This window comes from Mesorhizobium sp. WSM4841, assembly GCF_055811515.1.
On the sequence record NZ_JBVVQC010000063.1, the window covers coordinates 1 to 13,779 of the forward strand.

A 13,779-nucleotide genomic window follows, 5' to 3' on the forward strand; every position below is an offset into this window, starting at 1 on the left:
GGAGCCGTACCAATCGTGCGGCTTCGTGCTAGTCATATTTCCCCTATTCACTTACTCACTTACTCCCTTACTCCCCTACTCTTCAGCGCCTTGTACACCGCAATGCCGGCGGCGAGGTCTTCGAGGGCTGCGCCGACCGATTTGAAAAGCGTGATCTCACCGGGGCTCTGCCGGCCTTTCTTTTGGCCGCGTGCCAATTCATGCAGGTCGGCGACGATGGCTTGCGCCTCCAGCACGCCCGAGGCCAGCGGCTGGACGATGTCGCCCGCTTCCTTGGTGGCGCCGGCCCGGGTGTCGACATAGACGCGGGCACGCGCAATCGCATCGTCGTCGCTTTCGCGCATATCAGGCGTGAAACCGCCGACCAGATCGACATGGGTTCCCGGCTTCAACAGCGCGCCCTTGATCAGCGGCGTGGTCGTGATCGTCGCCGACGAAACGATGTCGGCCTGGCCGAGTTCGGCGTCGAGATCGCTCGCGGCGGTGGCCGCAAAGCCCTCGGCGCGCAATTCCGACGCAACCTTTTCTGCATTGGCCGGCGTGCGGTTCCAGATGCGGATGGCGGTGATCGGCCGCACCGCTGAATGCGCCTTGGCGAGGAACGGCGACAGCGCGCCGGCACCGACCACCAGCAGCCGCTCAGCGTCCTCGCGGGCCAGATAGGAGGCGGCCAGCGCCGAGGCGCAGGCCGTGCGCCACTGCGTCAACCGCTGGCCGTCGATCATGGCTTCAGGCTCGCCGGTCGCGCCGTCGAGCAGGAGGTAAAGCCCCATCACCGCGGGTTTGCCCACGGTGTTGTTGTCGGGCGACACCGTAACGATCTTGACGCCGATATGGCCGCCTGCCGACGTGCCGGCCGCATTGAAGTCGGTCCAGGCCGGCATCAGGAGCAGCGTCGAGGCCGCGCCGTCGGGCCGTTCGACCATATGGTGATGCCTGACCGGTTGCATCGCGCCATCGCGAAAGGCCGCGCGCAGAGTCTCGACCAGGCCGGGAAAGGTCAGCGCATGATCGACCTCGGCCGCCGAAATGGTCAGCATGGGAAACTCCGTGGAGAGAAATACGCCTAACGCATAACCGCGGAAATCGGAACCGATTTCGGAAAAGATCATGCGTAATCAAAATGGTACGGCGTCCTATGTGCGTCCCAAAGGACGTGCGGCGCTGTGTTGGCTCAGTTCGTCGGCTTCGGCAAGGCCGGGCCTTGTGGCGCAGCCGGCGCACGGCTGACCGCTTGGCGCAGGTTCTCGGCCTCGACGCCGCGCTGGCGCGCCAGCCTGCGATAGCGGCCCTGCTTGATCCAGGTCGCCAGGCTGCCGACCACCATGCCGATGGCGAGAGCCAGGAACAGGAAGATGAAAAGCGGCAGCGTCAGCGTCAGCGCCGGATTGCCGGGGTTGAACGGATCCAGGGTGAAGGCAACCGGATCGCGATTGGCGACCGCCAGCGCAATCAGGATGACGGCCAGCGGCACGAAGACCACGACGAGCATGAAACGATTGAACATGGAATTTCCTGTCGAAGACGGGCTCGGCCGCGGGCCGCGCCCTACTGAAAAAGGCCGGCATGGCGCACGAGCTCGCGCGGCGCCTATTTGCCGCCGTTCAGCCTTTCACGCAATTCCTTGCCGGTCTTGAAGAACGGCACCCATTTCTCCTCGACCTCGACGGATTCGCCGGTGCGCGGGTTGCGGCCGGTGCGGGCGGGGCGGTTTTTCACCGAGAAAGCACCGAAACCGCGCAGCTCGACCCGGTTGCCTTCGGCAAGCGCGTCGGTGATCTCGTCGAAAATCGCGCCGACGATGTTTTCGACGTCGCGCAGAAAAAGGTGCGGGTTGCGTGTGGCGATGATCTGCACAAGTTCGGATTTGATCATGAGAAGGCTCCCCGTGAAAACACTGCGGTCAAAATTATGAGGATGATTTTATTTGCTTTTTTCACTCGTCTCAAGGGTGCCAGACGGAAACGAGACCGTCAAGAAACAAGCGGTCGGCACCAAGTTCGTGAATGATCTCGCCGCCATAGTCGGGCAGGCCGAGCGCACTGCCGATGGTTCGCGCCGTCGCTTTCGAGAACAGGAAGCCGCCGCTTTCCGCGTCCTTCCACTCCACCACCTTGAGCTTGGCGTCGACGCCCTTGGTCGCGAGCCAGTCGATCGCTTCGGTCTCGCCGCCGACCGCGTCGACCAATTTGTTGGCAACAGCCTGCCGGCCGGTGAAGATCGAACCGTCGGCCAGGGCCAGCGCCTCCGGCTTGGTCATGTTGCGTCGTTCGGCGACGACGCCGACGAACCAGTCGTAGCTGTCCAGGATCAGCTTGCGGACCATGGTGCGCTCGTCGTCATTGGTCGGCTTGAAAGGCGATGGCGAGGCTTTCAAGGGCGAGGATTTCACTTCCTCGAGCTTGATGCCGAGCTTGTCCATAAGGCCGCTGACGTCCGGATACTGGATCAGCACGCCTATCGAGCCGACGATCGACGATTTGCGCGCGACGATATGATCGGCAGCGGTGGCGATCATATAGCCCGCCGATGCGGCCAGCGTGCCGACCTCGGCCACCACCGGCTTCTCGGCGGCCAGCTTGCGCACTGCTTCGTAGATCGATTCGCCCCCGACGGTGGTGCCGCCCGGTGAATCGATCGACAGGATCACAGCTTTCACCCTCGAGGATTGACGGATGGTGTCCAGTTGTTTGATCAGGTCTTCGTCTTCGGTAATGGTGCCCTCGATCTTGACCTTGGCGATATGGTCGACCGCCGTGCCAGTGAAGTCGTCACCGTAAATCCAGCTCGAAAAGGCAATCAGCCCGACTGCCGCGACAACAAGCGCTGCAACGCGCCAGAATGTCAGCTTGCGGCGCAAGCGGCGGCGGTCGATCAGGTCGTCGGCTCTCAGTGCCATGGTCAGCCTCATAGACGGTGGAAGCAGATGCTTTTAAAGCAACCATCCGCGCCCGGCTACCGATTCCTGACGAGCTTGCGCCAAAGACAGGGTTTCGACGTTCGCGAGCCGGCGTTTCAAGAGACATCAAGACCAATCCACAGGCCCCTAACGCTGTGCGCCTGTATCTGGTATGAGATGCAAGTCGTGCCGGTTTCATTTTCGTTTGTACAACTGCAACCGTCACACTTTTGCGGTTTTCCTCCGCTTGTGCTTGCTTGAGGGCGCCGGCATCCCACCTATAGGGGTGCTTGGCGGCAGGGGTTTAAAAGAAAGCAGTTATGTTAGCGCGACCGATCGAACTGACCAACACCGAGACGGAGTTGGCTCCCCCGGACGTAGGCCCGGCGCGGGTCGACGCCTTCGGCATTGCCCAGCGCCATTCGCGCCGCGTGCGGATCTTGAAGCTGGCGGTGCCGCTGGCCGCTGCCGCGATCGCGGTCGCCTTCCCGATCTATACCTATCTCGCGGCGCCTGGCTCAATCCAGGTCCAGGCCGACGGCAGCGCCTTCGCCAATGGCAAGCTGGTGATGGCCAACCCCAAGCTCAACGGGTTCACCAAGCAGAAACTGCCCTATTCCATGACGGCCTTGCGCGCCATACAGGACGTGACCAAGCAAGGCATCATCAATCTGGAGGGCATCGACGCCAAGCTGCCGATATCGACTGACAATGTGGCGGCCATCAATGCCTCGCACGGCACCTACAATCGTGACGGCAACACGATGAGCCTGACCAGCGATGTCACCATAACCACCACCGATGGCTTGGCGGCAAAGTTCAAATCGGTCTTTCTCGATATGGGCAAAGGCACTATGAAGACGAACGACCCGGTCGACGTCAGCCGCGGCGGGTCGCGGATCACCGCAGATTCGATGTCGATCCAGGACAACGGCAAGATCGTGGTTTTCGAGAACAGAGTGCGTGTCAACATCGATCCCGCCAGCTTGAAAGCGGCAGAGGCAATGAGCGGAGAATCCAATGCGGTTCAGTAGTTCGACATGGCTCGGGGCAGCAGCTTCGGCGTTGCCGGCCCGTGGGCTGGCTTTGGGGCTGGCTTTGGGGCTGAGCTTGGGGACGACGCCGGCTCTGGCGCAGTCCAAGGCCACCAGCCAGTTGTCGGGCCTCAAACTGTCCGGCGACAAGCCCATCCAGATCGAAAGCGATAAGCTCGAGGTCCGCCAGGCGGAAAGCGTCGCCGTGTTCACAGGAAATGTAAGCGTCGTCCAAGGGCCGACTTTGCTCAAGGCCGGCAAGATGACGGTCTATTACGTCAAGGACGCCGACGCTGACGCCAAGGAAGCGCAGGACGCAGGTGCCGCGATGACCGGCTCGGCCAACATCGACCGTCTGGAGGTCGCCAACAAGGTCTATATCAAATCGGACGACCAGGTCGCCACCGGCGACAGCGGCACCTTCGACATGAAGACGGAAGTGCTGGTGCTTTCAGGCAGCAAGGTCGTGCTTTCGCAAGGTGACAATGTACTGGTCGGCTGCAAGCTCACCGTGCAGATGAAGAGCGGCCTGGCCCAGGTCGACGCCTGCGGGGGCCGCGTCATGATGTCGATCACGCCGCCGGCGAAGTCGGGAGCGGCGAACCCCTGATGGTCGACGTAGCATCGCTGATGGCGCGTCTTCCAGGACGCGCCGCCAGCAAACTTGCGGCACCGGCCACGGTCAGCGTCGACCAGGTAAAGTTCAAGGGAACCTTGATCGCCAAGGGCCTGACCAAGAGCTACAAGGGCCGCAAAGTCGTCAGCGGCGTGACGATCGGCGTGCGCGCCGGTGAGGCGGTCGGGCTGCTCGGTCCCAACGGCGCCGGCAAGACGACCTGCTTCTACATGGTCACCGGCCTTGTGCCGGTCGATGAAGGCACAATCGAAATCGACGGCTTCGATGTCACCTCGATGCCGATGTACCGCCGCGCCCGCCTCGGCATCGGCTACCTTCCGCAGGAAGCGTCGATCTTTCGCGGCTTGAGCGTCGAGCAAAACATCCGTGCCGTGCTCGAAGTGGTCGAAAAGAGCCGCAAGGAGCGCGAACGCAGTCTCGACGAACTGCTCGAGGAGTTTCACATCAGCCATTTGCGCAAGGCCCCGTCGCTGTCGCTTTCCGGCGGCGAGCGGCGCCGCCTTGAAATCGCGCGTGCACTGGCGACCCGCCCCGCATACATGCTGCTCGACGAACCTTTCGCCGGCATCGATCCGATCGCCGTCGCCGATATCCAGCAACTCGTGCGCCATCTGACGGCGCGGGGCATCGGCGTGCTCATCACCGATCATAATGTCCGCGAGACGCTCGGCCTGATCGACCGCGCCTACATCATCCATGCCGGCCAGGTGCTGACCCATGGCCGGGCCGATGAAGTGGTCGCAAACCCGGATGTGCGGCGGCTTTATCTCGGTGAGGGATTTACACTCTAAGCGGGAAAATTCCCCTCCAAGCGCGATTTTTGGCGCGAGACGAGCCTTTTTCTCCGATTTCTCCTCCAAATAACGCACCGACAGGCGAGTTTTGATCGCTGTCGCCTTGACAAGCAAAAGCCGGGCCAGTTTCTATGCCCAACTCCTTCCGGCAGTCCGGATGCGTAGACAGGGCGTTTGAAACCGAACCATGGCGTTGGCGGCAAAACTACAGCTACGACAGTCCCAGTCGCTGGTGATGACGCCGCAACTCATGCAGTCGATCCGGCTGCTGCAGTTCACCCACGTCGAGCTGGAACGCTTCATCGACGACGAGATCGAGCGCAATCCTCTACTCGATCGCGCCGAGCCGCAGGACGATGCCGTCAGCGATCAGGCGCAGAAGATCGATGCCGTGCCGGAAACGGCCACCGGCGGCGACTGGTTCGAGAAGGAAACGGCGTGGAGCGCCGAGGCGATCTCGGAAAAGCTCGATACTTCGCTGGAAAACCTGTTTCCCGACGATCCCGGCACCAGCGAGCGGCTCGGTCCCGACCTGACGGCCCAATGGAAATCGGCCTCCGGCAACGGTTCCGCGTCCTCGTCGGACGGCTTCGAGGTCGGAGACATGGCGGCCGCCGCCATCACGCTGCGCGAGCATGTCGGCGGACAGGTCGCGCTTGCCTTCGCCGACTCGGCAGCACGCCTGATCGCCAGCGAACTGGCCGATGGCCTCGATGAGGCCGGCTACATGCGCGCCGACATGGCTGAGATCGCCGCTCGTCTCGGCACCGACAGAGCGGCGGTGACGAATGCACTCGAGGTCTGCCAGACATTCGAGCCCGCCGGCATCTTTGCCCGCGACCTCGCCGAATGCCTGTCGCTGCAGCTTGCCGTCCGCGACCGGCTCGACCCGGCGATGAAGGCTTTGATCGCCAATCTCGAGCTCCTGGCGCGGCGCGATTTCCAGACCCTGAAACGGATCTGTGGGGTCGACGAGGAGGATCTGCTCGACATGCTGGCCGAGATACGTGCGCTCGATCCGCGCCCGGGGATGGCGTTTTCGGGCGGTGCCAGCGATGCGATCATCGCTGATGTCGAAGTGCGGGCGGCCAATGACGGGAGTTGGGTGATCGAACTCAATGCCGAAACGCTGCCGCGCGTGCTGGTCGACCATATCTATTTTGCCCAGGTTTCACCGCATGCGAAAAACCAGACGGAAAAGGATTTCCTGGCGGAATGCCTGCAAAACGCCAACTGGCTGACGCGCAGTCTCGACCAGCGGGCGAAGACCATCCTTAAGGTTGCCTCAGAAATCGTGCGCCAGCAGGACGCCTTCCTCGTCCATGGCGTGCGTCACCTGAAGCCGCTCAACCTGCGCACGGTGGCCGACGCCATCGGCATGCACGAATCGACCGTCAGCCGGGTCACCGCCAACAAATACATGCTGACGCCGCGCGGCGTGTTCGAACTGCGCTATTTCTTCACCGCCTCGATCGCTTCGTCGGGTGGCGGCGATGCGCATTCGTCTGAAGCGGTGCGCGACCGCATCAAGCAGTTGATCGACGAGGAGAAACCGGCCGACGTGCTTTCCGACGACGCGATTGTGGATATGTTGCGGGAAAGTGGCGTCGATATCGCCAGGCGCACGGTCGCCAAGTATCGGGAGGGCATGAATATTCCCTCGTCGGTGCAGCGGCGGCGTGAAAAACGCGCTTTGGCCAGCGCCGGACGTTGATCCCCGACGGAATTTCCACAGCTTTCGCGCTTCATTGACAAGCCGCATTGAAGTGGCTAGAAGCCCGCCCGCATGGGACGGGCTACTGCCCGCATGCGGATGGTCCGTCACGACGTTGGCCACGGGACGGTCAAAGAAGGCGGCTTGTGATCAACCGGAAAGTTCGGATTTAAAATCGGCGCAAGTGACGCCGCAAAGCTTGTGCGCACAGACCACGGGTATAAACTCGGGACAGTTTGAAGCCTGAGCAAGGAAGGTCAGTTTTCAGATGACACTGCGCATATCAGGAAAACACATGGATGTCGGCGATGCGTTCCGTACGCGCATCAACGACCGTGTCGGAGAAGTGATCGGGAAATATTTCGATCGGGGCTTTTCAGGGCAAATTGTAGTCGTCAAATCGGGGTCGCGCTACACGGCCGATTGCATGATCCGGCTGGATTCCGGCGCTTCGCTGCAGGCGACCGGTGAAGCCCAGGACCCGACGCTCGCTTTCGAGGCCGCGGCGGATCGCCTCGAAACCCGCCTTCGGCGCTACAAGCGTCGGCTGAAGTCACATAATTCAGGCAATGCCAATGGCGAACTCACCGACATCGCCTATACGGTGATGGCGCCGCTTGCCGATGACGATGAGGAAATACCGGAGAATTTCGCGCCAGCCATCGTCGCCGAATCAACCATGACGCTGCGGACCATGTCGGTGGCGTCAGCCGTGATCGAGCTCGACACCAAGGACAGCCCGGTTCTCGTCTTCCGCAACGCCGGAAACGAGCATCTCAATATCGTCTATCGCCGGCCGGACGGAAATATCGGCTGGATCGACCCGTCTACGACCAAGGTCGCGCAGGGATGACGACCAAGGCCGCACTGGGATAAGGAACCAGCCGCACGCGAGAGTGAGGGCTGGCGACGGCAGGCGAACAAGGGATTTCAAGTATGGATCTGAGCGATCTTATCAACGTTCCGGCAATCTTGCCGGCGTTGAAGGCGAACTCCAAGAAACAACTGCTGCAAATGCTGTCCGAAAGGGCGGCAGCGATTTCCGGCATTCCGGAACGGGAGGTGTTCGACACCATCCTGCAGCGGGAACGGCTGGGCTCGACCGGTGTCGGCAACGGCATTGCCATTCCGCATGGCAAGCTGGCCGGGGTCAAGCGGATCGCCGGGGTTTTCGCCCGGTTGGAGACGCCGGTCGATTTCGAGGCGCTGGACGACCAGCCGGTCGATCTGGTGTTCCTGCTTTTGGCGCCCGAAGGCGCCGGCGCCGACCACCTCAAGGCGCTGTCGCGCATCGCGCGGGTGCTGCGCGACGCCGACACGGTGGCCAAGATCAGGGGCACCCGCGACGCCGCAGCGATCCACGCGCTTTTGTCGGACACGCAAGCCTCACACGCGGCCTGAGTTTTTGATTGGATCCGTTGAAGGGCCGCCGTGAGCGGCCCTGTCCGTTTCCAACCAGATCGCTGCGCCTATTGTTAGTGGATGGCGACGGGGATCAGGTCGTTTTCCAGGGCGCCAGCCAGCGCCCGGTCGCGAGCGTCCGAAAGCAGGATCGGCTGGCCATTGGCGGCAAACAGGGCCCACAGTTCAAGGCCGGGCGCGATTTCGCCGAGGCCCGGGAAACGGCCGCGCAGATCGTCGCTCGACACTTTCCTGAGATAGGCGACCGAGCCTTCGCCGAGATGGGCGAATTCGCCGCTGGTCATGATAAGATTTTCGTCAGTTCTAGTCATTTAAGCCTCCTTGTCGCGAGGACTCCGCTCAGGCCGCCTCGCATGAGAGCCATTAGAGCGCCGTGTGTCCAATTGGACACACAAAGGACGCTCTAACACTTCAATTTGCTGCATCGTACTTTCGGAAAATCGATTCCGATTTTCCGGCCGATGCAGCGGTAAGGATCAGTCTTTCACCGATATGTTTATTTTCCGTACCAGCCGTTCGGACTCGGGCCGATCGAGATCGATCGACAAAAGCCCGTTCTTCAGCTCCGCGGTGATCACCCGCATGCCGTCGGCCAGCACGAAACAGCGCTGGAACTGGCGCGCGGCAATGCCGCGATGAAGAAATTCGCGCTCGGTATCGTCGTTCTGGCGGCCGCGCACGACCAACTGGTTCTCCTCCGTGGTCACATCTAGATCGTTCTCGGCGAAACCGGCGACAGCGAGCGTGATACGCAACCTTTCGGCCTTGCCGTCGGCACCGCTGAGGCGCTCGATGTTATAGGGAGGGTAGCTATCACCCGATTTCGCCAGACGCTCCAGGGTCTTTTCCATGGCATCGAAACCCAAGAGAAGCGGGCTGGAAAAAGGCGTCATTCGGCTCATGTTACATTGTCCTCTCAAGAGCGACATAAAGTGGAAAAACCCAGATGGCATTTTTCCCGATGGTCTTGATATGGTCCGCCCCGCGGTCAAGTTCAAGCCGTCATAAGCCCCGCCCAAAAAGACTCCCCAAACAAGGAATTGAAATGCCCCTATCCCGCAAGATCATCATCGACACGGATCCCGGCCAGGATGATGCCGTCGCCATATTGCTGGCGCTCGGCAGCGCCGAGCTGGAGATCGTCGGCATAACCGCCGTCGCCGGCAACGTGCCGCTGAGGCTCACCGAAAAGAATGCACGCAAGATCTGCGAACTGGCCGGCAGGTCTGACATCAAGGTCTATGCCGGCGCCATCCGGCCGCTGGCGCGCGAACTGGTTACCGCCGAGGAGGTGCATGGCGAGACCGGTCTCAACGGACCGCAATTGCCCGAACCGACAATGAAGCTGCAGGACCAGTGTGCGGTGGATTTCATCGTCGAGACACTGATGAAGGAAGAGAACGGCACGATTACGCTCTGCGCGCTCGGACCGCTCACCAACGTTGCGCTGGCGCTTATCCGCGAGCCGAAGATCGCGCCGCGCATCAAGGAAATCGTGCTGATGGGCGGCGGCTTCTTCGAAGGCGGCAACGTCACGCCGACCGCCGAATTCAACATCTATGTCGATCCACATGCCGCCGACGTCGTGTTCAAATCCGGCATCCCGATCGTCATGATGCCGCTCGACGTCACCCACAAGGCGCTGACCACCGCCAAGCGAACCCAGGCCTTCCGCAAGCTCGGCACCAGGGTCGGCACGGCTACGACGGAGATGCTGGAATTCTTCGAGCGCTTCGACGAGGAGAAATACGGCACCGATGGCGGTCCACTGCACGACCCTTGCGTCATCGCCTATCTGTTGAAGCCGGAGCTATTCAGGGGCCGCAACTGCAACGTCACCGTGGAAACCGCCTCGGAGCTCACCATGGGCATGACCGTGATCGACTGGTGGGGCGTGACCAAGCGACCGAACAACGCCATGGTGATGCGCGACATCGACCATGATGCGTTTTTCGCACTGCTGCTGGAAAGGCTGGGACGGCTTTAGGGCTCCTTCCTTCTCCCCTTGTGGGCCCACAAGGGGGGAAGGAAAGGTGCCGCTCACTTCGCCTTTGAAAACGCCAGCCACAGACCGCCGCCGATCAGGAAACTGCCGCTGATTCTGGACATGAGCTTGATGCGGCCGGCCGAGAGCAGGCGTCCGGCGCGGCCGGCGGCGAGCGCGAAGGTCGAATCCGACACGGCGGCGAAGATCAGGGCGGTGAGACCCATGACGCCGATCTGCAACGCGTAGTTGCCTTCAGGGGCGATGAACTGCGGAAAGAAGGCGCCGAAGAACACCAGCGTCTTGGGATTGCTGATCGCCACCAGCAGGCCTTGCAGGAAGAAGCCGCCGCGCGGTGTCTTCGCCGATCCGTCGGCGTTCAGCTTGCCCTTGGAGCGGAACATCTGCACACCCATCCAGATCAGATAGGCAGCGCCGATCAGCCTGACCCATTCGAACCAATGGCCCATTCCCGCGATAAGCGAGGTCAATCCGACGCCGACGATGGCGATCATGATGGCCAGCCCGGCCTGCGTGCCGGCGACATTGGCGAGGCCGGCGCGGGAGCCATGGCGGATGCTGTTGGCGATGATTAGCGTGACCGTCGGTCCGGGCACCAGGACAATGACGATACAGGCAACGACATAGGTAGCGTAGAGTTCCAGCGACATGGTTTTCCTCGACAATATGCGGCTTGCGACGCGGCCGATCGTGATCAATGCATGACGGCAACGCCGGTGCAAGCCGGCAGGATACGTCGCTGGCGGCCTTGACCTGGACTTAGGCTCCGGCCTGCCACGGCAGCGTCGTCTCGTAGGCTGCCGCTGCTCTCAACACGGCCATGTCGCCGCGCGGCCGCCCGATCAGTTGCATGCCCATCGGCCTGCCTCTGGCATCGAAGCCCGCCGGTACGTTGACCGCCGGGCAGCCGCCCAGCGTGGCGAACGCTGAAACCTGCATCCAGCGGTGATAGCTGTCCATGGCACGCCCGGCCACTTGCGTCGGCCAGTGGGTGGCGAACTCGAAGGGGAAGACCTGCGCAGTCGGCAGTGCGACGAGGTCGAAGCGGTCGAAGAGCGACAGCAGGGTTTTGTGCCAGGACGAGCGCCTCACCGTGGCGGCGTGGATTTGCGGCGCCGTGAGCTGCAGCGCATGTTCCACCTCCCACACGGCCTCCGGCTTCAGAAGACTGCGTTTGAAGGGATCGTCGTAATGCGCCTTGAGCGCACAACCGCTGCTTGCCTGGCGCAGCGTCACAAAGGCCTGCCACAGCGCTTCGTAGTCGAAATCCGGCACCAGCGCCTCGGTCTGAAAGGATACGTCGGCGAACCGGCCGAGAGCGGCCTTGCAAAGATCAAGGATGCCAGGTTCGACCGGCAGATGACCACCGAGATCGCCGAACCAGGCGATGCGGCCGCCGGGCGCTGCCGTTTGCAGCCCTTCGAGGAACGAACCGTGCTTGTGATGTGAGAGCGGCGCGCGAGGGTCGTAGCCGGCCTGCTCGTCGAGCAGCAGCGCCATGTCGCGCACGCTGCGGCCCATCGGTCCTTCGACGCCCATCTGTGTGTGAAAGACGTCAAGTTCGGGACCGGCCGGGACAAGTCCCTGCGACGGACGGAAGCCATAGACATTGTTGTAGGCGGCCGGGTTGCGCAGCGAGCCGCCAAAGTCGCTGCCATCGGCGACAGGCAGCATGTCGAGCGCCAGCGCGACCGCCGCGCCGCCGCTCGAACCGCCGGCGGTCAAGGCCGCGTCGAAAGCATTGAGCGTCGGGCCGAACACGGTGTTGTAGGTATTGGAGCCAAGCCCGAATTCGGGAACGTTGGTTTTGCCGATGATGATGGCGCCGGCCTTGCGGATGCGCTCCACGAAGAAATCGTCTTCCTGCGGCACGAAATCGGCGAAGATCGGCGAGCCGAAGCTGGTCCTGAGGCCCTTGGTCTGCGCGAGATCCTTGATGGCGATCGGCAGGCCGAACAGCGGTCCGGCATGCCCTGCATGCGCCAGATGGGCGTCTGCCTTGTCAGCCTCGCGCAAGATGTCGGCACGGTCGCGTAGTGAGACGATGGCATTGACCAGCGGGTTCACGGCGTCGATCCGGTCGAGGAATGCCGTCACCACCTCGCGCGCGGATAGCTGACGGCGCCTGATCGCGTCGGCAAGGTCCACGGCGGACAGACGGCAGATATCGCCGGCAGGCGGCACGGGGTGTTTTGTGGCCGGACGCATGGCTCTCACCTAGCTGGCGGATTTTTGAAGCGCAGCGTCGACTTCCTTCGCCAGCGGGATCGCCGGCTGGGCGCCGGGCTTCAGGCAAGCGAGCGAACCTGCGGCTGCTGCACGGGCGAGCGCCTGATCGAGCGGCAGGCCGGATGAGAGCCCGGCGGCGAAATAGCCGCAAAACGTGTCGCCGGCGCCGACCGTGTCGGCAGGGGTGATCTTCAGCGCCGGAACCATCAGAAGATCGGCTGGCGTCGCAGCCAGAACGCCGTCACCGCCGAGCGTGACGACGATTGTGCGGCCGGTCTTCCCGGCGTAATCGCGCATCCGCGCCGGGCGATCTCGGCCGCTCAGCGACAGCGCCTCACCATAGAGGTCGAATTCGGTCTCGTTGGCGACGACATAGTCGGCCTTGCCGAGGAAGGCGGCCGCCTCGCCGCGGAATGGTGCCGTGTTGAGCACGGTGACCGCGCCTGCCGCCCCGGCCGCGTCCAGTGCTGCATCGACAGTCTGCAGCGGGATCTCCTGCTGCAGGAGTACGACATCGCCCTTTTTCATGAAAGCCCTGGAGAGGTCGCCTGTCACGACCGAATCATTGGCGCCCGGCACCACGGCAATGACGTTCTCGCCGTCGTCGGCGACCATGATCAATGCCGTGCCGGTCGAGGCGAAGGTTTCGCCGACACCGGACAGGTCGATCTTGCCGTCCCGCAGCAGCGCCAGCGCTTCAGTGGCGAAATTGTCCTTGCCGACCGCGCCGACCATGCGCACCTTGGCACCGGCGCGCGCGGCGGCCAGGGCCTGGTTGGCGCCCTTGCCGCCGGGTGCGGTGGTAAATCCGGAGCCGCGAACCGTCTCGCCCGGTGCGGGCAAGCGGTCGACATTGGCGATAAGGTCAAGGTTGATCGAGCCGATAACGATGATCAAGTGGTGCCTCCCTGCTGACGCTTCGTGGTTTTACCAAAAAGGGGTGGGGTTTTGGGGAAAAACCAGGGGGGTATTTTATTTTTTTTGGGGTCGTTTTTGGGGGCAATTGGGGCGCCGGGGGGGGATTTTGGGGGGGGGGGAGGCCGGA

16 protein-coding genes are annotated in these 13,779 nt (G+C 62.5%); 7 read left to right on the forward strand and 9 right to left on the reverse strand.

Features of this window, described 5'->3' with window-relative positions; genetic code table 11:
• Positions 1–59: 59 nt before the first annotated feature.
• The 4 genes from lhpI to sppA form a co-directional block, all read right to left on the reverse strand.
• Complete coding sequence (lhpI, locus tag AC0L14_RS34090) at positions 60–1,040, reverse strand: bifunctional Delta(1)-pyrroline-2-carboxylate/Delta(1)-piperideine-2-carboxylate reductase (protein ID WP_473752156.1); 981 nt, start codon at positions 1,038–1,040, stop codon at positions 60–62.
• A 134-nt stretch (positions 1,041–1,174) separates the two neighbouring features.
• On the reverse strand, positions 1,175–1,507 hold the full coding sequence (locus AC0L14_RS34095) for a LapA family protein (protein ID WP_473488043.1): 333 nt from the start codon (positions 1,505–1,507) through the stop codon (positions 1,175–1,177).
• 83 nt (positions 1,508–1,590) lie between these two features.
• On the reverse strand, positions 1,591–1,875 hold the full coding sequence (locus AC0L14_RS34100) for an integration host factor subunit beta (RefSeq protein WP_006200394.1): 285 nt from the start codon (positions 1,873–1,875) through the stop codon (positions 1,591–1,593).
• Positions 1,876–1,945: 70 nt separating this feature from the next.
• A complete protein-coding gene (gene sppA, locus AC0L14_RS34105) occupies positions 1,946–2,899 on the reverse strand; it encodes a signal peptide peptidase SppA (protein ID WP_473640245.1) in 954 nt (317 codons plus the stop codon).
• A 320-nt stretch (positions 2,900–3,219) separates the two neighbouring features.
• Between sppA and lptC the strand changes: the two genes are divergently transcribed.
• The 6 genes from lptC (at position 3,220) to ptsN (ending at position 8,479) form a co-directional block, all read left to right on the forward strand.
• Positions 3,220–3,933: an LPS export ABC transporter periplasmic protein LptC gene (gene lptC / locus AC0L14_RS34110; RefSeq protein WP_473752157.1), complete on the forward strand. Its 714-nt coding sequence runs from the start codon at positions 3,220–3,222 to the stop codon at positions 3,931–3,933.
• Positions 3,920–4,543: an LptA/OstA family protein gene (locus AC0L14_RS34115; protein ID WP_473527319.1), complete on the forward strand. Its 624-nt coding sequence runs from the start codon at positions 3,920–3,922 to the stop codon at positions 4,541–4,543. Before lptC ends, AC0L14_RS34115 begins: the two co-directional genes overlap by 14 nt.
• On the forward strand, positions 4,543–5,361 hold the full coding sequence (gene lptB, locus AC0L14_RS34120) for an LPS export ABC transporter ATP-binding protein (RefSeq protein ID WP_123151735.1): 819 nt from the start codon (positions 4,543–4,545) through the stop codon (positions 5,359–5,361). The genes AC0L14_RS34115 and lptB overlap by 1 nt, the downstream gene beginning before the upstream one ends.
• A gap of 190 nt (positions 5,362–5,551) precedes the next feature.
• On the forward strand, positions 5,552–7,078 hold the full coding sequence (gene rpoN / locus AC0L14_RS34125) for an RNA polymerase factor sigma-54 (protein WP_473752158.1): 1,527 nt from the start codon (positions 5,552–5,554) through the stop codon (positions 7,076–7,078).
• Between the two features lie 268 nt (positions 7,079–7,346).
• Entirely contained in the window at positions 7,347–7,931 is a 585-nt protein-coding gene (gene hpf / locus AC0L14_RS34130; protein WP_123151737.1) for a ribosome hibernation-promoting factor, HPF/YfiA family, read from the forward strand.
• 83 nt (positions 7,932–8,014) lie between these two features.
• Complete coding sequence (gene ptsN, locus AC0L14_RS34135) at positions 8,015–8,479, forward strand: PTS IIA-like nitrogen regulatory protein PtsN (RefSeq protein WP_095488401.1); 465 nt, start codon at positions 8,015–8,017, stop codon at positions 8,477–8,479.
• A gap of 74 nt (positions 8,480–8,553) precedes the next feature.
• On the opposite strand, the gene AC0L14_RS34140 is transcribed toward ptsN, so the two are convergent.
• On the reverse strand, positions 8,554–8,811 hold the full coding sequence (locus AC0L14_RS34140; RefSeq protein ID WP_095496852.1) for a BQ00720 family protein: 258 nt from the start codon (positions 8,809–8,811) through the stop codon (positions 8,554–8,556).
• Between the two features lie 165 nt (positions 8,812–8,976).
• Positions 8,977–9,402 carry an Hsp20 family protein gene (locus AC0L14_RS34145; protein WP_095496851.1) on the reverse strand — a complete coding sequence of 142 codons (426 nt, stop codon included), beginning with the start codon at positions 9,400–9,402 and terminating at the stop codon, positions 8,977–8,979.
• A gap of 143 nt (positions 9,403–9,545) precedes the next feature.
• On the opposite strand from AC0L14_RS34145, the gene AC0L14_RS34150 reads away from it, so the two are divergent.
• Positions 9,546–10,487 carry a nucleoside hydrolase gene (locus tag AC0L14_RS34150; RefSeq protein WP_473752159.1) on the forward strand — a complete coding sequence of 314 codons (942 nt, stop codon included), beginning with the start codon at positions 9,546–9,548 and terminating at the stop codon, positions 10,485–10,487.
• A gap of 53 nt (positions 10,488–10,540) precedes the next feature.
• On the opposite strand, the gene AC0L14_RS34155 is transcribed toward AC0L14_RS34150, so the two are convergent.
• The 3 genes from AC0L14_RS34155 to AC0L14_RS34165 all read right to left on the reverse strand — a co-directional run bounded on the left by AC0L14_RS34155 (position 10,541) and on the right by AC0L14_RS34165 (position 13,631).
• Positions 10,541–11,155 carry a LysE family translocator gene (locus AC0L14_RS34155; RefSeq protein WP_473752160.1) on the reverse strand — a complete coding sequence of 205 codons (615 nt, stop codon included), beginning with the start codon at positions 11,153–11,155 and terminating at the stop codon, positions 10,541–10,543.
• 109 nt (positions 11,156–11,264) lie between these two features.
• Positions 11,265–12,713, reverse strand: a complete 1,449-nt coding sequence (locus AC0L14_RS34160) for an amidase (protein WP_473752161.1) — start codon at positions 12,711–12,713, stop codon at positions 11,265–11,267.
• 9 nt (positions 12,714–12,722) lie between these two features.
• A complete protein-coding gene (locus AC0L14_RS34165) occupies positions 12,723–13,631 on the reverse strand; it encodes a ribokinase (RefSeq protein ID WP_473752162.1) in 909 nt (302 codons plus the stop codon).
• Between the last annotated feature and the right edge of the window lie 148 nt (positions 13,632–13,779).